Genomic DNA, 21,069 nt, shown 5'->3' on the forward strand with positions numbered 1-21,069 from the left:
TCGGAACACCGACGGCGTCTCCAAAGTTGAGTATCTGCTAGCGGCGTCGCGGCGTGCGACAAAGGCGCAGCGGCGTAACGATTCAAAGGAGGATAGTGATGAAGAAACTCTATGTAGCACTTCTGGCAAGTGCAATCGCAGCTCCGGCTTTCGCCGGCAGCCCCACGGCCCCGCTGTCTGAGCCGGTGATCCAGCCGGCCGCCCCCGCGCCTGTCGCCCGCGCGCGCGACTGGACCGGCTTCTACGGCGGTGCGCAGCTTGGCTATGGGAATGTCAAAAGCCCCAATGGCAGCGGCGCGATCGGCGGTGTGCACCTTGGCTACCTGCATGATTTCGGCGGGTTCGCCGCGGGTGCCGAGCTTGACCTGAACGCCGCGCGCCTTTCGCTTGACCAGGGCGGGCGCCTTGATGAGCTGCACCGGCTGAAGCTGCGTGGCGGTGCCACCTTTGACAACGTGTTCGTCTACGGTGTTGCCGGCTACGCCTATGCCAGCACCGACAGCACGGCCGCTCTGGGCAGCGATAACGGCTGGCTGGGCGGCATTGGTGCCGAGGTCGCGCTGGATAACAACTGGCGCGTCGGCGGCGAGATCCTGCACCATCGCCTGCGCGATTTCAACGGCGGCACCGAAAACCTGAGCACCACCACGGCGCAGGTGCGCACCTCGTTCCGCTTCTGATCCAGGCAGCGGAATACCAGACTATGAAGGGCGGGCCTGCGGGTCCGCCCTTTTCATGCCTGCCGCCCCGATCCTGGGCATGGCGGCCTCAGCGCGGCAGGATGATCTCGGCCTTCAGCCCGCCCAGCCGCGTGCTTTCGCCAAGGGTCAGCCGCCCCCCATGCCCGCGCACCGCATCGGCCACAATCGCCAGCCCCAGCCCCACCCCGGCGCCGCTGTTCTGGTTGCGCGCGCTATCGAGCCGGATGAAGGGCTTCAGCGCGTCGCCCCGCTGCCCTTCGGGGATGCCGGGGCCGTCATCCTCGACCGTGATGTGCAGCGCATCGGGCAACAGCGCCACGCCGATCTCGGCGCGGCTGCCGTAGCGGGTGGCGTTGCCGATCAGATTGTCGAGCGCGCGCGCCAGCAACTGCGGGCGCATCGGCATCTCGGCCCCTTCGCCGCGCACATCCACCAGCCGCACCTCCTGCCCGGCGCGGTGCGCGGTCTCAACCGCGCCGCGCACCAGCGCGACCGGGTCCGCCAGTACCGGATCGGCCACCGCATCGCCGCGCGCATAGGCCAGGAACATGTCGACAAGGCGCTCCATCTCGTCGATATCGGCCAGCATCGCTTTGGCCTCCGGATCGCCCGGTTGCAGGGCCAGCCCCAGCCTGAGCCGGGTCAGCGGCGTGCGCAGATCGTGGCTGACCGCCGACAGCATCAGCGTGCGCTGCTCGATCTGCCGCTCAAGCCGCCCGCGCATTTCCAGAAAGGCCTGGCCCGCGGCGCGTACCTCGCGCGCGCCCTGCGGTCGGTAATCCACCGAACGGCCCTTGCCGAAGGCCTCGGCCGCATCGGCAAGCCGCTTGATCGGGCGCAACTGGTTGCGCAGGAAGAGAAAGGCGATCAGCGTCATCAGCGTGCCGGTGAAGATCACGATCACCAGAAGTTGGTGCGGATTGCGCACCGTCAGGCGGGTGCGGTCCAGATAGAGGATCATCATGCCATGCCGGGTCTCGACCCAGACATGCGCCTCGTTGCGCCCGCTGATCATGTCGATGCCGCGCACGCCGGGCAATTCCGCCCTCAACGTCAGGGCAATGACGCGCCCGGTCAGGTCGACCGCTTCGCGCAGATCCCGGGGCGGGGGCGGCGCCCCGGCGGGCAATTCGGTCTGGAGGTCAAGCGGCCCCTGCAGTGCCACGATCTCGGCCTGTGCCGCGGCGACCGTCTCGGCCTCGTCCACCGCATCGAGCAGATAGCGCAGCCCGACCGCGATATTGCTGGTCATGCGTTCGGTGACGCCCTCGTAATGGCGCTGGATGAACAGGACCGAGACCACAAGCTGCATCGTGACGATCGGCAGGATCAGGATCAGCGCCGCCCGCCCGTAAAGCCCCGTGGGCATGAATCGCTTGAGCCACCGGAATACCATGCGCCCAACCTATGCCATCGCGCGCCACAGGGGGAGCGGGTTTTTTTAACGCTCCCTGCGCCAGCCCTTCTTCTTGGCCCAAATATCCAGTCTGTTTTTTCTTGTGCAAGGATGTGTGCGGGCGGGGCCCAGTGCCCCGCCGGCGCCCTACTTGGCTGCGCCGCCTTGCTGCCGTTCGCGCGCCTCGATCTTTTCACGTTCGGTCTTGAGGTAGGCGCGCCCGATCATGTGCGCGGCAATCGGCGCGGTCAGCATCAAGAACAGCACGGCCGCGATGGTCTTGGTGGTGGTCGGTGTTGCGGCGAAATGCAGCGCCAGCGCCGCCAGCACCAGCATCGCGCCCAAGGTGCCCGCCTTGGTCGAGGCGTGCATCCGTGTCAGCAGGTCGGGAAGGCGCAAGATGCCGATCGCCGCGACAAGGGTGAACCCGGCACCGCCCAGAACCAGCAGTCCTGCGATGATCTCGATCATTTGCCCGACTCCTCGCTGTCATAGCCCTGCTTGTCGCGCAGGAAGCGGCGTTCGGCATAGCGCGCCAGCGCCACGGTGGCCAGAAAGCCCACCAACGCCAGCACGATCGCCACGTCCAGGAAGGACGGATCATCCACAAGCAGCGCGTAAAGCCCGCAAAAGGCGATGATGGTGACGTTCATCATGTCCAGTGCGACCACGCGATCGGCCAGGCTGGGCCCCTTGGCGAGGCGAATGAAGGCGATGCCAAGCGCGGCGGCGACCATAAGGAAGCCGAGACGCACTGACAGGTCCAGGAATTCGACAGGGGTCATTTCTCGAACACCTCCTTCACCATGCGCTCCATGCCGTTCTTGAGGCTTGCGATCTCGGCCTCGGGGTCATCGGCGAACATCGCGTGGACATAGAGCGTCTTGCGGTCGGGCGTGACATCGATGCTGAGCGTGCCGGGCGTGAGCGAAATCAGGTTGGTGACTAGCAGGATCTCGATATCGCTCTGCACGTCCAGCGGCACTTCGATGATCTTCGGGTTGCGCGTCGGGAAGGGACGCAGAACGTCCCAGGCCACGCGGATCGACGACAGCAACAGTTCCCACAGGAAATACAAGGCCAGCCGGGTCGCCCGGAACACCCGGATGAAATAGAGCCGGTCCACCCCGATCAGCGGTGCCGATATCCACAGCGCGGCAAAGCCCAGCACCAGCCCGGTAAAGAGCGACCCCAGCGTGAAGCTGCCGGTGATCGCCGCCCAGCAGAAGGCAAGAACAAGGTTGTAGACGAATGCGTTCATGGCCGCACCCCCAGCACCGTTGTCACATAGGCGTCGGGCTCGAGCAATTGCATTGCGGCGATCTCGGCGAACTGCACGAAGGGTTCGGGCATCAGGCCGATCACCACGGTCATGATTGCCAGCCCGATGATCGGGATCATCATCGGCCAGTAGACGGCGGGCGAGATGCGGGCGGGCTCCGGGTCGATGCCGTCGGGGTGCGGCTTCCAGAAGGCCATGCCCCAGATCTTGGTCATCGAGAAGATGGTCAGCAGGCCCACCACCAGCGCGACGAAGGCGATGAACCAAGCGTCGATCTCCAGCGCGGCCTTGACGATCAGGTATTTCGCCCAGAAGCCCGACAGCGGCGGAAAGCCTGCCAGCGAAAAGGCCGGAATGATGAACAGCGCGGCCAGGAAGGGCGAGGATTTGTAAAGCCCGCCGATGCGGTTCAGGTCGGTGCTGCCGGTCAGCTTCTTGGCCACGCCCGACACCAGAAACAGGTTGGCCTTCACGATGATGTGGTGCACCAGATAGAACACCCCCCCCATCAGCGCCAGCGGCGTATAGAGCGCCAGCCCCAGCACCATGTAGCCGATCTGGCTGATGATGTGGAACGACAGGATCTTGCGGAAATCGGTCTGCGCCGCTGCGCCCAGAACCCCCGTCACCATGGTCAGTGCCGAGACCCAGATCAGGATCTCATGGGTAAACGCGACATCGCCCACGAAAACCAGCGTGAACATGCGCATCAGGGCATAGACGCCGACCTTGGTCAGCAGCCCGGCAAACACCGCCGACACCGCAAAGCTGGGCGTGTGATACGAGGCCGGCAGCCAGAAGAAGAGCGGGAACACCGCCGCCTTCACGCCAAAGCCGATCATGAACAGGATCGCGATCACGGTGATCAGGTTCTGGTTCTCGGCCTGGGCCACGGCCTCGCTCAGGTCGGCCATGTTCAGTGTGCCGGTGACCCCGTAAAGCAGCCCGATCCCGGCCAGGAACACGATGGTCGAGACCAGGTTGAGCGCCACATAGCGGATGCCCGCGTCAAGCTGCGCGCGCGAGCCGCCCAGCACCAGCAGCCCGAAGGAGGCGATCAGCATCACCTCGAACCAGACATAGAGGTTGAAGAGGTCGCCTGTCAGGAAGGCGCCCGTGACCCCTGCGATCAGGGTCTGGAATAGCGCGTGATAGCCCAGTTTTTCCAGCCGCTCGCTGATTTCGCCGAAGGCATAGATCGCGGTGGCAAGCCCGGTGATCGCGGTGATCACCACCATCACGGCGGAAAGGTAGTCCGACACCAGCGTGATGCCGAAAGGGGCGTCCCAGCTCGACATCTGCGCGGCGATCACGCCTTCGCGCAGTACACCGACCATCAGCGCAGACGAGGCGAGCAGAGATGCGACGGAGCCGCCAAGCGAGATCCAGCGCCCGGCCGCGCTGGCGCGGGCGAGGTAGGCAAAAACGGCTGTGGCGAAGGGAATTGCGATGGGCAGGACGAGCAGCCAGCTCATTTGGCGTCCTCCCGCGGTTCGGCATCGTTCATTTTATCGGTATCGAGCGTTCTGAGGCGCCGGTAGGCCTCGAAGGCCAGCGCCAGGGTGAAGGCCAGCAGGCCAAAGCCGATGACGATCGCGGTCAGCACCAGCGCCTGCGGCAGCGCATTGCCGACCACGCCGTCGGGGGTGTCCATGCCGTAGGGCACCAGCGCCGGCGCGCCCAGCGTCATGCGGCCGCTGGCAAAGATCACCAGGTTGGCCGCGTTCGACAGCAGGATCAGCCCGAACAGGAAGCGCAGGAAATTGCGCGCCAGCATCAGGTAGACGGATGCCGCCACGAGAACGCCGACAAGAAGGGCGGTAAGCGCCTCCATCTTACGTCTCCTCCTCGAAAGCAAAGGTCAGCGAAAGGATCCCGCCCAGCACGACGAGATAGACTCCGATGTCGAACACCAGCACCGAGTTGACCGAGAAAGCCGCGGTTTCATAGCTGTCTCCGCCCACCCAGTACCATTGCCCGGTGAAGAACGGATCGCCGAAGAAGACCGAGACGAGCCCGGCGGCCAGCGCGATGCCCAGCCCCACCATCGCCAGCGCCTCGGGCGAGCAGCGCAGCGCCGCCTTGGCCTCCTTTGGGCCGCAAGCCAGCGAGTAGACGATAAAGCCCACCGCGCCCAGAAGCCCGCCGATGAAGCCGCCCCCAGGCAGGTTGTGCCCGCGCAGCAGCATGAACACCGAAAAGACCAGCAAGAGCGCCACCAGAAGCCGTGCGGCGGCCGTGAAGATGATCGAATTCATTGGCCTTCGTCCTTCTTCGTGGCTGCCCGCGCACCCTTGAGCAGCGCATAGGCCCCCAGCGCCGCGACCAGCACCACGGCGATCTCGCCGAAGGTGTCGAGCGTGCGGAAGTCAACCAGGATGACATTGACGATGTTGCGCCCGAAGGCTTCGGGGAAGCTGGCGGCCTCGAAGAAATCGGTCAGGCGCCGATCAAATGGCGTATCGACCACATAGAGCAGCACCAGCGTTGTCATTGCCCCGACTGACGCTGCCAGCACGGCATCCCAGGGCCGGTGGCGCTGCTTTCCGGTGGGGTCCAGGTGCGGCATCTTCAGTGCCGCCACCGCGAACAGCACCACGACCAGCAGCTCCACCAGAAGCTGGGTGATTGCCACGTCAGGCGCCGAATAGACGATAAAGATCAGCGCCACGGCGATACCCACGACGCCAAGCCCCACGATGGCGGCAATGCGCGACGAGGTCAGCACGACCACCCCGGTACCGGCCAGCGCAAGGCCCGCGATCGCCCATTCGCGCACCGACAGCCCGCCCAGCGACAGGCTGACCGATCCGGGCGAGCGCAGCACCATCGTGGCCGCCACAGCAACGACCAGCACCGTGAAGGTGGCGAACAGATAGTGCCGCAACACCCCGGTCTGGATCACCCGGGTCTGCCCCTTGGCCATGGCCATGAAATGATCGAGCAGCCTGTCCCAGCCGGCATCAAAATCGGGGCCTTTCGCCTCGATCCGCGCCAGCGCCGCGCGCAGCTGCTGGTGCTTCCAGTACATCAGCGCGCCCAGCGCGAAGGTTGCGAGGCTCAGCATCAGCGGCAGGTTCACCCCGTGCCACAGCACCAGCCGTCCGCCGGTATCGGGCGCGCCCATCACGGCCGCCACGGCGGGTTCGATCAGCGCTTCGGCCACCAGCCAGGGCATCAGGCCGAATAGCAGCCCGAGCACGCCCAGGATCACCGGCCCCGCCAGCATCGGCCAGGGGCCTTCATGCGGCTTGTGCGGCAGTTTGCCCTGGGGGCCGTAAAAGGGCTTCCACGCGACGATGCCGGCCACCGCAAACATCAGCGCATTGGCAATGATCGCCATCGGGATCACGAAGGCCGAAAGCGTCATCTCCAGCCCGCCGGCATAGGCCAGCTCCTTGGCGATGAAACCGATGAAGGGCGGAAGCCCCGCCATCGACAGGGCAGCCAGCGCCGCCACGGTTGCGGTGATCGGCATGGCGCGGGCCAGCCCGCCCAGCAGATCGGCATCGCGCGTGCCGGTGCCGTGATCGACCACCCCGATGGTCAGGAAGAGCGCGGCCTTGTAAAGCGAATGCACGAACAGGAATGTCATTGCCGCGGTGATCGCATAGCCGGTCGAGCCGGCCAGGAACATGGTCAGCGTGCCCAGCGCCATCAGCGTGGTATAGGCCAGCGTCTGCTTCAGGTCGGTCTGGCGCAGCGCCATGAAGCTGGCGAACACCGCCGTCACCCCGCCGAAGATCGTCAGCGACCAGACCCAGGCATCCGAGCCCGACAGCGACGGGTGCATACGCGCCATCAGATAAACACCGCCCTTCACCATGGTGGCCGAGTGCAGATAGGCCGAAACCGGCGTCGGCGCGGCCATCGCATTGGGCAGCCAGAAATGGAACGGCACCTGCGCCGATTTGGTGAAGGCCCCGATCAGCACCAGGATCAGGATCGGCAGATACATCGCATGTTCGGCCATCGACCCGGCGGCATTGAGTTCCGACAGCTCGAACGTGCCCTGCGTCACCCCGATCAGGATGAAACCCGCCAGCATCGCCAGGCCCCCGGCCGCCGTCAGCAGCAGCGCCTGCAGCGCGTTGCGGCGCGATTTCGGATCGACATGCAGATAGCCGATCAGCAGGTAGGAGGTGAAGGTCGTCAACTCCCAGAACACGAACAGCGTGATCAGGTTGTCGGCCAGCACCAGCCCCAGCATCGAAAGCATGAAGGAGAAGAGGTAGAGGGCGAAGCGCGGGAATTGCGGCTGCCCGGCCAGGTATTTGGCCGCATAGAGCATCACCAGCGTGCCGATCCCGGTGATCAGCAGCGCGAACATCAGGCTGAGGCCGTCCAGCCAGAAGGTCAGCGCGATATCCAGGCTGGGGATCCAGTCCCATGCCCAGCGCACCGGCGCATAGGCCGCGATCTGGGGGATGTAGCCCAGAAAGAACACGAACAGCGCCCCGGTGACGAGCACCGGCAACATGCCTGCCGTCGTGACCCAGGGGGCGTTCGGGTCGCTATCTCCTGCCATATTCCTCACCCTCCCTTGCGGCCAGTCGCGCTGGCCTTGGGGCCAAGTCTTTTTTCCTCTCGCCTGCCGGCCAACCCGGACGCGACCGGGCACGGCGATGTCCGCAGCCGCCTTCCGGCGGGGTTGCGCCCGGCTGGCGCCCGACCCTTTTGCATCTCGCGCCGTCCTGCGCAAGGATTCCTGCTCCAAGCCTTGTGCCATGCAGGCTGCGGCGGGGCGGTTTGCACGAATCCCGGGCATCGCGCGGCAAGTGGCCGAAAATCCGGTTGCGCTTTCCTATGGGTGTCAGGCTGATTGTTGAAATCGAAATTGCATGGTGTTTCAATAGATAGAATCTATCAGGAGGCCCGCCATGCCCACCTTGCAGCAGATGCGCTATCTTGCCGCACTGGCCGAGACGCTGCATTTCCGCCGGGCGGCGGAACTGGCCCATGTGACCCAGCCGACGCTTTCGACCCAGCTGCGCGAGCTTGAGTTGCGCCTTGGCGTGCAGTTGGTCGAGCGCTCGCGCAGCCGGGTGATCCTGACGCCCGTGGGCGAGGAAATCGCTCGTCGCGCCCGCGCGGTGCTGCGCGATGTCGAAGAAATCCGCGCCGTCGCACGGTTCGCGCGCCAGCCGCTGCACGGCACTATGAAGGTGGGCGTGGTGCAGACGCTGGGGTCGTATCTGCTGCCGCTGATCGTGCCCGACCTGCATCGCAGCCACCCCGAGCTGGGTTTTTATGTGCGCGAGGGGCTGCCCGAGGCGCTGCTGGGCCGACTGGAACAGGGCGGGCTGGAGTTGCTGTTTTGCGCCTTGCCGGTCAACCGTGCCGATCTGGTGGCGACGCCGCTGTTTCACGAGCCGCTCATGCTTGTCGCGCCCGAGGAGCACCCGTTGGCCCGTCACGAGGTGGTGGATGCCAGCGCGCTGAAGGACCAGACGATCCTGACCCTTGAGCCCGGCCACCGGATGCATGACCAGATCGGCGATTTCTGCCGCGATGTGGGGGCGCGCATCTCGCCCGATTACGAGGGCACCAGCCTCGACACGCTGCGCCAGATGGTGGCCATGGGCATGGGGCTTTCGCTGCTGCCCGCGCTTTACGTGCGCTCCGAGGTTGCGCGCGAGCGGCTGGTGGTGGCCCGCCCCCTGCGCGCGCCCGCCCCGGCGCGGCAGATCGGCATGGTCTGGCGCAAGGGCAGCGCGCGCGCCGGCGAGTTCAGCGACCTTGCCGGAATCATCCGTGATATCCTGCGTACCCGCGCGCCCGAAATTTCGGTGCCGGAAGACGAAGCGGCGGCGTGACACCGCTGTCTTGTGTTTTGGCGCGGCGGGCCTGCGGCCCTTGCCTCCGCGCCAATGCCTTCGGCGAGGATATTTTTGCCAAGAAGAAGGGGCCGCGCTTTCGAGGCGCGCGCGCCTTCAGGGGGTCCAGCGCAGGAAATTGGCGATCAGCCGCAGCCCGGTGGCCTGGCTTTTCTCGGGGTGGAACTGGGTGCCGATCATGGTGTCGCGCCCGACGATGGCGGTAAGCGGCGCGCCATACTCCACATGCGCGAGCCGTTCGGAGCCGCGGTCCACCCGGAAGTGATAGGAATGCACGAAATAGGCGTGATCGCCGGTGCTGATCCCGTCCAGCACCGGGTGGGCATGGTCGATCACCAGATCGTTCCAGCCCATATGCGGCACTTTAAGGGCCGGGTCGTCCGGCGCGATGGCGACCACCTCGCCGCCGATCCAGTTCAGCCCGGCGACATCCTCGTATTCGCGCCCCCATGTGGCCATCATCTGCATACCCACGCAGATGCCCAGAAACGGCACCGCGCGGTGCTCGACCGCCTCGCGCAGCGCCTGTGTCAGCCCTGGCACCGCGTCGAGCGCGCGGCGACACGCCGGAAAGGCCCCGTCGCCGGGCAGCACGATGCGATCGGCGCGGGCCACATCCTCGGCCCGGGCCGAGACCAGCACCTCGCCGCCGCCCACCTCGGCCGCCATGCGCTGAAATGCCTTCTCGGCCGAGTGCAGGTTGCCGCTCTCGTAATCGACCAGAACCGTCAGCATGGCCTCACAGCGCCCCTTTGGTCGAGGGGATGGCATCGCCCGCGCGCGGGTCGGGCTCCACCGCGTCGCGCAGGGCGCGGGCCACGGCCTTGAAGGCGGCCTCGGCGATGTGGTGGCTGTTCGCGCCATCGAGCGTGGCCACATTCAGCGTGATCCCGCCATGGGTGCTGAAGGCCTGGAAGAACTCGCGCACAAGCTCGGTGTCGAATGTGCCGATCTTCGGGGTGGGAAAGCCCACGTTCCACACCAGAAAGGGCCGGCCCGACAGGTCGAGCGCGGCGCGCACCAGCGCGTCATCCATCGGCAAGAGGCAGGCGCCATAGCGGCGGATGCCGCGCTTGTCGCCAAGCGCCTGTGCCAGTGCCTGGCCCAGCGCGATGCCGCAATCCTCGACCGTGTGGTGATCGTCGATATGCAGATCGCCCTTGGCGCGCAGTGTGATGTCGATCAGCGAATGCCGCGCCAGCTGGTCCAACATGTGGTCGAAAAAGCCCACGCCGGTGGCGTTCTCGCCCTTGCCGGTGCCGTCCAGATCGACGCGGACGGTGATTTCCGTCTCGGTGGTGTTGCGGGTGATTTCGCCTGCGCGCATCACGGGGCCTCCATGTGTTCGAGCCCCGCTTATAGGCAGGCCGGGGCGTGCTGAAAAGACCGGATGGCCCGGGCCCGCGCGCGCAGGCCGGAGTGTTGGCAGGAAAGCACCAACTCACATGCCGGGTCCGCAGTGCCGCGCGCGCCCGCAGCGGGGCCGCGCGGCGGCAAAGCCGGGCCGCAAGGGTCGCACCCCAGGCCCGCGTGATCTGCTCGCGCCGCGCCCTCCGGCCATTGACAGGCGCCGCGCTGCCGGCCAAGTCGGCCGCACCGCCGCTGCAAGCAAAAGGCCAAGCGCATGACCCCAGCCGCCCGCCTCCAGGCCGCAATCGAGGTGCTCGACCGCATCACCGCTGGCGCGCCGACCGAACAGGCGCTGCTTAACTGGGCGCGGTCCAGCCGCTTTGCCGGCTCGAAAGACCGCGCGGCGGTGCGCGATCATGTGTTCGATGTGCTGCGCTGCTGGCGCTCCTGCGCGGCGCTGGGCGGGGGCGAGAGCGGCCGGGCGCTGATCATCGGCGCGTTGCGCGCTGCGGGGCAGGATGTGGCGGAACAGTTCAGCGGCGCGCGTCATGCGCCGCCGCCGCTGACCTCGCAGGAGGCCGCGCTGCTGGCGCACCAGCCGGACCTGCCCGAGAACGTGGCGCTCGATTGCCCCGACTGGCTTGCGCCGCGATTGCGCGCGGCCCTGGGGGCGCGGTTCGCGCCAGTGATGGAAGCCCTGCGCCACCGTGCGCCCGTCTTTCTGCGGGCCAATCTGGCCCGTGCCAGCCGCGAGGCGGCCCGCGCGGCTCTTGCCGAAGAAGGGGTTGAGACCCGGCCATCCGCGATTGCTGACACCGCGCTCGAGGTCACGGCGAACGCCCGCCGCGTACAGCATACACAGGCCTATCTGACCGGGCTGGTGGAGTTGCAGGACGCCGCCTCGCAGGCCGTGGTTGCGGCGCTGCCGCTGCGCGCCGGGCAGCGGGTGCTCGATTATTGCGCCGGGGGTGGCGGCAAGGCTCTGGCAATGGCTGCGCGGGCCGGGGGGGCGATCCTTGCGCATGACGCGGACCCGGCCCGCATGGCCGATCTGCCCGCACGCGCGGCACGGGCCGGGGCGGCGATCACGCCGCTTGCGGGCGATGCGCTGCGCGCCGCGGGGCCATTCGACCTGGTGCTGCTGGATGTGCCCTGTTCCGGCTCGGGCAGCTGGCGGCGCGCGCCTGAGGCCAAGTGGCGCTTCACCGAGGCGCGGCTGCATCAACTGGAGGCCACGCAGGCGCAGATACTGCAAGAGGGCGCAGGCCTTATCGCGCCGCGTGGCTTGCTGGCCTATGTGACCTGCTCGCTGCTGCGCGAAGAGAACGAGGCCGCCGTGGCGCGTTTTCTCGCCGGGGCGCCGGAATGGCGCTGCACACTGCAACGGCGCTGGCTGCCCTGCGACGGGGCGGACGGGTTCTTTCTTGCACTCTTGACGAGAGATTGAGCGAGGTATACGCAATCATGGGTTGTGGCGCGCTGCTGTTAATCAGGGTTTAAGGTTTTGTGTCCGGAATGGAGCGCGACGAATCCTGATCTTGGGGGGCACTCAGGTGTCGCAAACGGCGCTCGAACCGCATTCGATGGGGCGCATGGCCCTGTCGCTCTCGGCTTCGGTCTGGCCGCTGATGATCGCGGCCGCCGGGGCAGGGGCCACGGCCTGGCTGGTGGCCGAGCCGATGGTCAGCCTGGTGCTGGCATCGGTGGCGGCCACGCTGTTCTGCCTCGGGCTGTTGATCCTGTGGCTGGCGCGGCGGCATCTGCGCGCGCAGGGCGCTCTGGCCGAGCAGCTGGACGAACTGGTCGGGCAGGACGCGGCGCCGGCCTTCTGCACCGATGCCGACGGCTGCATCGGCTATCAGAACGCCGCGGCGGCGGAACGCTTCGGCGAACATGACGGGCGCACGCTGCTACGCGCGCTGGGCAACAGTTTCGCCAACCCCGCGGCGGTGCTCTTCCGCCTGCAGAACCGGGCCAGCGCGCTGGGCGCCGCGCGCGAGGATGTTGTCACCCGGCAGGGGCATGTGCGGCTTTCGGTCCACCGCATGGGCGCGCAGGATTTCTTCTGGCGGCTCGAGGAAATGGCCGAGCGCAGCAGCAGCGGCGGCCGCGGCGCCGAGGGGCTGAGTCTGCCGATGCTCACTGCCTCGAAGAACGGCACGATCCTTTTCATGAACGATGCGCTGCGCCGGATTGTCGGCGGGCGCATGCGTTCGATCGACCGGGTCTTTCCCTATCTGCCGCTGCGCTCGGGCGAGGTGACGGAGGTTTCGGGCGCCGAAGGCACGCTGCGCGCCCTGGTCGCCGAGGTCGAGGGGGCGAGCGGCCGGCGCGAGATTTACCTGCTGCCGATGCCCGAGGGAGAGCAAGGCGCGCTCCCCGCGCGCGGCGATTTCGAGGATCTGCCGGTGGCGCTGATCAAGGCCGCGCCCGACGGCGCGCTGATCGAAGCCAATCGCATGGCGCGCGACCTGGTGGGCCTGCCGCCCCGCCTCGAAGACATGCCGGACCTGGCCCTGGGCGACCTGATCGAGGGGCCGGGCCGGCCGATCCGCGACTGGCTTGCCGACGTGATGGCCGGCCATGCCGAGAACCGTCCGCAGACGGTGCGCGCGCGCCGCCGCGACGATGAGACCCATGTGCAGGTGGTGCTGCGCCGCATCGCGGGCGAGGGGCGCCCCGGCCTCGTCGCCGTGTTGCAGGACGCGACCGAACTGCGCTCGCTTGAGGCGCAATTCACCCAGAGCCAGAAGATGCAGGCCATCGGACAGCTCGCCGGGGGCGTCGCGCATGATTTCAACAACCTGCTGACGGCGATCTCGGGCCATTGTGACCTGCTCTTGCTGCGCCACGACAAGGACGATGCCGATTACGCCGACCTCGTGCAGATCCATCAGAACGCCAATCGCGCGGGCAGCCTGGTGGGGCAGTTGCTGGCATTCTCGCGCAAGCAGACGCTCAAGCCCGCGGTCTTCGACCTGCGTGACACGCTCTCCGACCTGACCCACCTGCTCAACCGGCTGGTGGGCGAAAAGGTGACATTCACGCTTTCGCATGACTCCGAGCTGCACATGGTCAGGGCCGACCGGCGGCAGATGGAACAGGTGCTGGTGAACCTCGTGGTGAACGCGCGCGACGCGATGCCGCAGGGGGGCGAGATCCGCCTCTCGACCGCGAACCGCACCTTGCGCGAAGACCTTGAGCGCGACCGCGCCCGCGTGCCGGCGGGCGATTACGTGGTGATCGAGGTCAGCGACCAGGGCGAGGGCATCGCGCCCGACAAGATCGACAAGGTGTTCGAGCCGTTCTTCACGACCAAGCGCGCTGGCGAAGGCACAGGGCTGGGCCTGTCCACCGCCTACGGGATCATCAAGCAGACGGGTGGGTTCATCTTTGCCGACAGCGTCGCGGGGCAGGGGGCCACGTTCAGCATCTACCTGCCGGCCTGCGATTTCGTACCCGAGCCTGCGCCGCCGCGCCCGGCGCCCTCGGCCCGGCCGGTCGGCGCGGGCGAAGGGGTCATCCTGCTGGTCGAGGACGAAGCGCCGGTGCGCGCCTTCGCCTCGCGCGCGCTCAGGATGCGCGGCTACACGGTGATCGAGGCCGACAGCGCCGAGCGCGCACTGGAAACCCTGCGCGACCCCGCGCTGAAGGTCGATCTGTTCCTCACCGATGTCATCATGCCCGGCAAGGATGGGCCAAGCTGGGTGCGCGAGGCGCTGTCGGACCGCCCCGGGGCCAAGGTGATCTTCGTTTCGGGTTATGCCGAGGATGCGCTTTCCGGCGGTGCGGCGCAGATACCGAATTCGGCCTTCTTGCCGAAGCCCTTCTCGCTCAATGAGCTGGCCGAAATGGTGGAGCGGCAGATTCATTGACGACGTCAGGCATTGACAGCGACAGGCATTGACGGGGGTTGGTATCGGCGGCGCCTGGCATTGACGGCTTCAGGCATCTGCGGGGCCCGTCAGCGGCGGTCGCGCCGCGTCCTTCGCTTCACGAAGGCGCGAGGTTGCCCTTCTTCTTGGCGAAAGTATCCCCGCCGGAGGCACCGGCGCGGAATAAAGGGCCGGCAGGCCCGCCGCGCCATCTGGCCAGGCCGCCCTCGCGGCCTGGCGATTGCTCGATGTCTGCGCCTCGCTCGCATCTCACGCGGGTTTGGCCCGCAAGAGGCGCTGCTGTTCCGCTGCCGGGTTCAACAGCCCGTGGCCTGCCACTGGCGCGGCCTTGCACCCAAGGCAGGCCGGCCGCGTCCGCGCCCCGGCGCGGCCTGCAGGGCCGGACAGGACGGCGGCGGCTTGCTCACGGCTGCGTTTGTTCACACTATGTTCACATTTTCCGGTTGGAGACTCGGTCGCCCTGGCCTATGTCTGTGAGGATCGTGACGAGGGGCAGCCAATGGCCGAACAGAAATTCATCTCGGTGCGCGGCGCGCGCGAGCACAACCTCAAGGGTGTCGATGTCGATATCCCGCGCGACCGACTGGTGGTGATCACCGGCCTCAGCGGCTCGGGCAAGTCCAGCCTGGCCTTCGACACGGTCTATGCCGAAGGGCAGCGCCGCTATGTCGAAAGCCTCAGCGCCTATGCGCGTCAGTTCCTCGACATGATGCAAAAGCCCGATGTCGACCACATCTCGGGCCTCAGCCCCGCGATCTCCATCGAGCAGAAGACCACCAGCAAGAACCCGCGCTCGACCGTGGGCACAGTGACGGAAATCCACGACTACCTGCGGCTGCTGTTCGCGCGCGCGGGCACCCCCTACAGCCCCGCGACCGGCCTGCCGATCGAGGCGCAGCAGGTGCAGGATATGGTCGACCGCGTCATGGCGATGGAGGAGGGCACCCGCGCCTATCTGCTGGCCCCCGTCGTGCGCGACCGCAAGGGCGAATACCGCAAGGAATTCCTGGAGTTGCGCAAGCAGGGGTTCCAGCGCGTCAAGGTCGACGGCGCCTTTCACGATCTCGAAGAACCGCCCGTGCTGGACAAGAAATACCGCCACGACATCGACGTGGTGGTCGACCGGATCGTGGTGCGCGAGGGGCTGGAGACCCGACTGGCCGACAGCCTGCGCACCGCGCTCGATCTGGCCTCGGGCATCGCGGTGCTGGAAACCGCCCCGCGCGAGGACGAGGGGGAGCCAGAGCGCCTCACCTTCAGCGAGAATTTCGCCTGCCCGGTCTCGGGCTTCACCATCCCCGAGATCGAGCCGCGGCTGTTTTCCTTCAATGCCCCGTTCGGTGCCTGCCCGGATTGCGACGGGCTGGGGGTGGAGCTGTTCTTCGACGAGCGCCTGATCGTCCCCGACGCGGCGCTGCGACTGGCCGACGGCGCCATCGCGCCCTGGCGCAAGGGCAAGTCGCCCTATTTTCTGCAAACCATCGAGGCGCTGGCCCGGCATTACGAATTCGACGCGCGCGCGCCCTGGCGCGACCTTGCCCCGCATGTGCAGCAGGTGTTGCTGCATGGTTCGAACGGCGAGGAGATCGAGTTTCGCTATGACGAGGGCGGGCGCGTCTACAAGGTCACGCGCCCTTTCGAGGGGGTGATCCCCAACATGGAACGCCGTTGGCGCGAGACCGACAGCGCCTGGGTGCGCGAGGAGTTCGAGCGCTATCAGAACAAGCGCGACTGCGGCACCTGCGGCGGCTTCCGGCTGCGCCCCGAGGCTCTGGCAGTCCGGATCGGCGGGCTGCATGTCGGGCAGGTCAGCAACATGTCGATTCGCGAGGCGCTGGACTGGGCCGAGGCGGTGCCGGCCCAATTGACCGAGCAAAAGCGCGCCATCGCCGGGGCGATCCTGAAAGAGATTCGCGAGCGGCTGGGCTTCCTGGTCAATGTGGGCCTCGATTACCTGACGTTGTCACGCGGGGCGGGCACGCTTTCGGGCGGCGAAAGCCAGCGCATCCGGCTGGCCAGCCAGATCGGCAGCGGGCTGACGGGCGTGCTTTATGTGCTCGACGAGCCTTCGATCGGGCTGCACCAGCGCGACAATGACCGGCTGTTGCAGACGCTCAAGAACCTGCGCGACCAGGGCAACACGGTGATCGTGGTCGAGCATGACGAAGAGGCCATTCGCGCGGCCGATCATGTGTTCGACATCGGCCCCGGCGCGGGGGTCCATGGCGGGCGCGTGGTGGCGCAGGGCACGCCCGACGAGATCGCCGCCGATCCGGCCTCGGTCACCGGGCAGTATCTGGCCGGCACCCGCCGCATCCCGGTGCCCGCCACACGGCGCGCGGGCAATGGCAAGACGCTCACGGTGGTCAAGGCCAGCGGCAACAACCTGCGCGATGTGACGGCGGAGTTCCCGCTGGGCAAGCTGGTCTGCGTGACCGGCGTTTCCGGCGGGGGCAAATCGACCCTGACCATCGAGACCCTGTTCAAGACCGCGAGCGCCCGGCTGAACGGCGCGCGCCAGACCCCCGCGCCTTGCGAGACGATCAAGGGGCTGGAGCATCTCGACAAGGTGATCGACATCGACCAGCGCCCGATCGGCCGCACGCCGCGCTCGAACCCGGCGACCTACACGGGCGCCTTCACCCCGATCCGCGACTGGTTCGCCGGCCTGCCCGAGGCCCGCGCGCGCGGCTACAAGCCCGGGCGCTTCAGCTTCAACGTCAAGGGCGGGCGCTGCGAGGCCTGCCAGGGCGACGGCCTGATCCGCATCGAGATGCATTTCCTGCCTGACGTCTATGTGGAATGCGAGACCTGCAAGGGCGCGCGCTACAACCGCGAAACCCTGGAGATCAGGTTCAAGGGCAAGAGCATCGCCGATGTGCTCGACATGACGGTCGAGGATGCGCAGGCGTTTTTCCAGGCCGTGCCGTCGATCCGCGAAAAGATGGATGCGCTGATGCGGGTGGGCCTGGGCTATATCAAGGTGGGCCAGCAGGCGACCACGCTTTCGGGCGGCGAGGCGCAGCGCGTGAAGCTTTCGAAGGAGCTGGCGCGGCGGGCTACGGGCCGCACGCTCTATATCCTGGACGAGCCGACAACGGGGCTGCATTTCGAGGATGTGCGCAAGCTCTTGGAGGTGCTGCACGAACTGGTCGATCAGGGCAACACGGTGGTGGTGATCGAGCATAACCTCGATGTCATCAAGACCGCCGACTGGATCATCGACATCGGCCCCGAGGGCGGCGACGGCGGCGGCAAGATCGTGGCCACCGGAACGCCCGAAGATGTGGCCGCCGCCGAGGCCAGCCATACCGGGCGCTATATTGCGCAGATGCTGCGCCCGCGCGGCTTGGCGGCCGAATAGCGCCTCTCGCCTTCTTGTCTGGCGCCGATGCGATGGCGGCAGAAGTCCTGCGCGCAATGGTCCCGGGATTGCACGGGGTCACCGCCTTGTGAATGTGGCCTCATGGCTGTATGACCCCCGCCACGGCAGGGGTGCCGCCACCAGGGACCACGCAGCGGAGGAAGATCATTGCGTATAGGTTGTCCATCCGAGATTTTCGAGGGAGAGCGCCGCGTTGCGCTCACGCCTGAAAGCGCGGGCCAGCTTGCGAAGCTTGGCCATGAATGTCTGATCGAAAGCGGCGCGGGCGAAGGTGCCGGGTTTTCGGATGCGGATTACAAGGCCGCCGGGGTCGAGGTCGTCAAGACCGCCGCGGCGCTGTGGAAGGCCGCCGACATCGTCATCAAGGTGCGCGAGCCCAACGAGACCGAAGCCAAGCGCCTGCGCAAGGGCCAGACGCTGATTTCGTTCTTCTGGCCGGCGCAGAACGAGGCGCTGCTTGAGCAGTGCCGCGCCAAGGGTGCCACGGTCATCGCCATGGACATGGTGCCGCGCATCTCGCGCGCGCAGAAGATGGATGCGCTGTCGTCCATGGCCAACATTGCCGGCTATCGCGCGGTGATCGAGGCGGGCAACAATTTCGGCCGTTTCTTCACCGGGCAGGTGACGGCGGCGGGCAAGGTGCCGCCGGCCAAGGTGCTGGTGGTGGGCGCCGGTGTGGCCGGGCTGGCCGCCATCGGCACCAGCGTCGCGCTGGGCGCGGTGACGCACGCTTTCGACGTACGCCCCGAAGTGGCCGAACAGGTCGAATCGATGGGCGCCGAGTTTGTCTATCTCGACTTTGCCGAATCCACCCAGGACGGTGCGGCCACGGGCGGCTATGCCGCGCCGTCGAGCCCCGAGTTCCGCGAGGCGCAGCTTGCCAAGTTCCGCGAACTGGCGCCCGAAATGGACATCGTCATCACCACCGCGCTGATCCCGGGCCGCCCCGCGCCCAAGCTCTGGACCGAGGACATGGTCGCGGCGATGAAGCCCGGCTCGGTCGTCGTGGACCTTGCGGCGGAAAAGGGCGGCAACTGTGATCTGACCCGCGCGGATGAAAAGGTCGTCAGCGACAATGGCGTGACGGTCATCGGCTACACCGATTTCCCCAGCCGGATGGCGACCCAGTCCTCGACGCTTTACGCCACGAACATTCGCCACATGCTGACCGACCTGACGCCCGAGAAGGACGGTGTCGTCGTCCATGACATGGAAGACGACGTGATTCGCGGCGCGACCGTGACCCATGCGGGCGAAATCACCTTCCCGCCGCCGCCGCCCAAGGTCGCGGCGATCGCGGCGGCCAAGCCCAAGGAAAAGAAGCCCGAGCCGACAGCGGCCGAGAAGCGTGCCGCCGAGGCGGCGGCGTTTCAGGCGCAGACCAAGGCGCAGGTGACGTTGCTGGCGGTCGGGGGCGGGCTCATGCTGCTTCTTGGGCAGATTGCGCCGGCCTCGTTCATGCAGCATTTCATCGTCTTCGTGCTGGCCTGTTTCGTGGGCTTCCAGGTGATCTGGGGGGTGAGCCACAGTCTGCACACGCCGCTGATGGCGGTGACCAACGCGATTTCGGGCATCATCGTGCTGGGGGCGATCCTTCAGATCGGCTCGGGCAACTGGATCATCGTCGTGCTGGCGGCGATTTCCGTGCTGATCGCCACGATCAACATCGTGGGGGGCTTTGTCGTGACGCGGCGGATGCTCGCCATGTTCCAGAAATCCTGAGGCCGGGAGAGAGCGGATGCTAAGTCAAGGATTTGTCTCGGCCGCGGCGATTGCGGCAAGTGTGCTCTTCATCCTCTCGCTGGGGGGGTTGAGCAATCAGGAGAAAGCCAAGCGCGCGGTCTGGTACGGGATCGTGGGCATGGCGGTGGCGGTGTTCTTCACCACTTTTGGCCCCGGTATCGGCGGCTACTGGTGGATGATCCCGATGATGGTGATCGGGTCGGTGATCGGCTGGCGCGTGGCCAAGCGCGTCGAGATGACCGAAATGCCCCAACTGGTGGCGGCGCTGCACAGCTTTGTCGGCCTCGCCGCCGTTTTCGTGGCCTGGAACGCCGATCTGGAGCGTATCCGGGTGCTGGGCGATCGGGCCGCCGGGCTGACCGACATGCAGTATTCGGCCTTCGCCGCGCTGGTGGCGACCAAGGATCAGGCCGAGCTGACCTTCCTGCAGCTTGAGATCATCTTCGCGATCTTCATCGGGGCGGTCACCTTCACGGGCTCGATCATCGCCTATGGCAAGCTGGCCGGTTCGGTCGATGGCAAGCCCAGGCAACTGCCCGGCGGGCACATGCTCAACGCAGCCGCGGCGGCGCTGTCGCTGGTCATGGCGATCGCCTACATGAACGATGCGGGATTCTGGACCCTGCTGGTGCTGGCCGCGCTGGCCTTCTTCATCGGTTATCACCTGATCATGGGGATCGGCGGGGCGGACATGCCGGTGGTGGTGTCGATGCTCAACTCCTATTCGGGCTGGGCGGCGGCGGCCATCGGCTTCACGCTGTCGAATGATTTGCTGATCGTCACCGGCGCGCTGGTGGGCTCTTCGGGCGCGATCCTGAGCTACATCATGTGCAAGGCGATGAACCGCAAGTTCCTCAACGTGATCCTGGGCGGCTTCGGCGGCCCGCAGGGCGCGGCGGCCGAGATCGAGGGCGAGCAGGTCGCCATCGATGCTGGCGGCGTCGCTGCGGCGCTGAACGAGGCCGACAGCGTGGTTATCGTGCCGGGCTATGGCCTGGCGGTGGCGCAGGCGCAAGGTGCCGTGTCGGAGCTGACGCGTAAGCTGCGCGCCAAGGGCAAGGAGGTGCGTTTCGCCATCCACCCGGTGGCGGGCCGCCTGCCCGGGCACATGAACGTGCTGCTGGCCGAGGCCAAGGTGCCCTATGACATCGTGCTCGAGATGGACGAGATCAACGACGACTTCCCCAGCACGGATGTGGTGATCGTGATCGGCTCGAACGACATCGTGAACCCCGCCGCGCAGGACGACCCCAACAGCCCCATCGCCGGGATGCCGGTGCTGGAGGTCTGGAAAGCCAAGCAGGTGTTTGTTTCCAAGCGCGGGCAGGGCACTGGCTACTCGGGGATCGAGAACCCGCTGTTCTTCAAGGAGAACACGCGCATGTTCTACGGCGATGCCAAGGACAGCCTGAACGCATTGCTGCCGCTGGTCGACTGAGCGGAAGGGCCAAAGGCTATTCTCCAGGGCCGCTGCGGCCC

At 66.8% G+C, this 21,069-nt stretch carries 17 protein-coding genes; 7 read left to right on the forward strand and 10 right to left on the reverse strand.

The genetic code is table 11. The annotated features are described in order from the left end of the window. Positions 1–98: 98 nt before the first annotated feature. A complete protein-coding gene (locus DQ229_RS00980) occupies positions 99–680 on the forward strand; it encodes an outer membrane protein (protein WP_114964406.1) in 582 nt (193 codons plus the stop codon). A gap of 88 nt (positions 681–768) precedes the next feature. On the opposite strand, the gene DQ229_RS00985 is transcribed toward DQ229_RS00980, so the two are convergent. The 8 genes from DQ229_RS00985 to DQ229_RS01020 all read right to left on the reverse strand — a co-directional run bounded on the left by DQ229_RS00985 (position 769) and on the right by DQ229_RS01020 (position 7,907). Beyond that, the gene (locus DQ229_RS00985) at positions 769–2,097 is read right to left on the reverse strand and encodes an ATP-binding protein (RefSeq protein WP_114964407.1); all 1,329 of its coding nucleotides are present in this window, start codon (positions 2,095–2,097) and stop codon (positions 769–771) included. Between the two features lie 147 nt (positions 2,098–2,244). Then, positions 2,245–2,568 carry a monovalent cation/H(+) antiporter subunit G gene (gene mnhG, locus DQ229_RS00990; protein ID WP_114964408.1) on the reverse strand — a complete coding sequence of 108 codons (324 nt, stop codon included), beginning with the start codon at positions 2,566–2,568 and terminating at the stop codon, positions 2,245–2,247. Next, positions 2,565–2,882, reverse strand: a complete 318-nt coding sequence (locus DQ229_RS00995; RefSeq protein WP_114964409.1) for an MrpF/PhaF family protein — start codon at positions 2,880–2,882, stop codon at positions 2,565–2,567. Before DQ229_RS00995 ends, mnhG begins: the two co-directional genes overlap by 4 nt. Then, complete coding sequence (locus DQ229_RS01000; RefSeq protein ID WP_114964410.1) at positions 2,879–3,358, reverse strand: Na+/H+ antiporter subunit E; 480 nt, start codon at positions 3,356–3,358, stop codon at positions 2,879–2,881. The genes DQ229_RS00995 and DQ229_RS01000 overlap by 4 nt, the downstream gene beginning before the upstream one ends. Then, complete coding sequence (locus DQ229_RS01005; protein ID WP_114964411.1) at positions 3,355–4,854, reverse strand: Na+/H+ antiporter subunit D; 1,500 nt, start codon at positions 4,852–4,854, stop codon at positions 3,355–3,357. Before DQ229_RS01005 ends, DQ229_RS01000 begins: the two co-directional genes overlap by 4 nt. Next, positions 4,851–5,213: a Na+/H+ antiporter subunit C gene (locus tag DQ229_RS01010; protein WP_114964412.1), complete on the reverse strand. Its 363-nt coding sequence runs from the start codon at positions 5,211–5,213 to the stop codon at positions 4,851–4,853. The genes DQ229_RS01005 and DQ229_RS01010 overlap by 4 nt, the downstream gene beginning before the upstream one ends. 1 nt (position 5,214) lies before the next feature. Next, positions 5,215–5,637, reverse strand: coding sequence for an MnhB domain-containing protein (locus DQ229_RS01015; RefSeq protein ID WP_114964413.1), 423 nt, complete (start codon positions 5,635–5,637; stop codon positions 5,215–5,217). Beyond that, positions 5,634–7,907 carry a putative monovalent cation/H+ antiporter subunit A gene (locus DQ229_RS01020; protein WP_114964414.1) on the reverse strand — a complete coding sequence of 758 codons (2,274 nt, stop codon included), beginning with the start codon at positions 7,905–7,907 and terminating at the stop codon, positions 5,634–5,636. The genes DQ229_RS01015 and DQ229_RS01020 overlap by 4 nt, the downstream gene beginning before the upstream one ends. 352 nt (positions 7,908–8,259) lie before the next feature. Between DQ229_RS01020 and DQ229_RS01025 the strand changes: the two genes are divergently transcribed. After that, the gene (locus DQ229_RS01025; RefSeq protein WP_114964415.1) at positions 8,260–9,195 is read left to right on the forward strand and encodes a LysR substrate-binding domain-containing protein; all 936 of its coding nucleotides are present in this window, start codon (positions 8,260–8,262) and stop codon (positions 9,193–9,195) included. A 117-nt stretch (positions 9,196–9,312) separates the two neighbouring features. Here the strand turns inward: DQ229_RS01025 and hisH are convergent, their stop codons facing one another. Continuing rightward, a complete protein-coding gene (gene hisH / locus DQ229_RS01030) occupies positions 9,313–9,951 on the reverse strand; it encodes an imidazole glycerol phosphate synthase subunit HisH (RefSeq protein ID WP_114964416.1) in 639 nt (212 codons plus the stop codon). A 4-nt stretch (positions 9,952–9,955) separates the two neighbouring features. Beyond that, positions 9,956–10,543 (reverse strand): imidazoleglycerol-phosphate dehydratase HisB, encoded by a 588-nt coding sequence (gene hisB, locus DQ229_RS01035; RefSeq protein WP_114964417.1) that lies wholly within the window; start codon positions 10,541–10,543, stop codon positions 9,956–9,958. Between the two features lie 297 nt (positions 10,544–10,840). On the opposite strand from hisB, the gene DQ229_RS01040 reads away from it, so the two are divergent. The 5 genes from DQ229_RS01040 (at position 10,841) to DQ229_RS01060 (ending at position 21,028) form a co-directional block, all read left to right on the forward strand. After that, entirely contained in the window at positions 10,841–12,013 is a 1,173-nt protein-coding gene (locus DQ229_RS01040; protein ID WP_114964418.1) for an RsmB/NOP family class I SAM-dependent RNA methyltransferase, read from the forward strand. 181 nt (positions 12,014–12,194) lie between these two features. Beyond that, entirely contained in the window at positions 12,195–14,441 is a 2,247-nt protein-coding gene (locus tag DQ229_RS01045) for a hybrid sensor histidine kinase/response regulator (protein ID WP_238380912.1), read from the forward strand. A gap of 520 nt (positions 14,442–14,961) precedes the next feature. Then, entirely contained in the window at positions 14,962–17,826 is a 2,865-nt protein-coding gene (uvrA, locus tag DQ229_RS01050; protein ID WP_114964419.1) for an excinuclease ABC subunit UvrA, read from the forward strand. A 168-nt stretch (positions 17,827–17,994) separates the two neighbouring features. Then, positions 17,995–19,569 (forward strand): Re/Si-specific NAD(P)(+) transhydrogenase subunit alpha, encoded by a 1,575-nt coding sequence (locus DQ229_RS01055; RefSeq protein WP_114964420.1) that lies wholly within the window; start codon positions 17,995–17,997, stop codon positions 19,567–19,569. Positions 19,570–19,585: 16 nt separating this feature from the next. Next, entirely contained in the window at positions 19,586–21,028 is a 1,443-nt protein-coding gene (locus DQ229_RS01060) for an NAD(P)(+) transhydrogenase (Re/Si-specific) subunit beta (protein ID WP_114964421.1), read from the forward strand. Positions 21,029–21,069 lie beyond the last annotated feature (41 nt).

This window comes from Alkalilacustris brevis, from assembly GCF_003350345.1.
GTDB classification, from domain to species: domain Bacteria; phylum Pseudomonadota; class Alphaproteobacteria; order Rhodobacterales; family Rhodobacteraceae; genus Alkalilacustris; species Alkalilacustris brevis.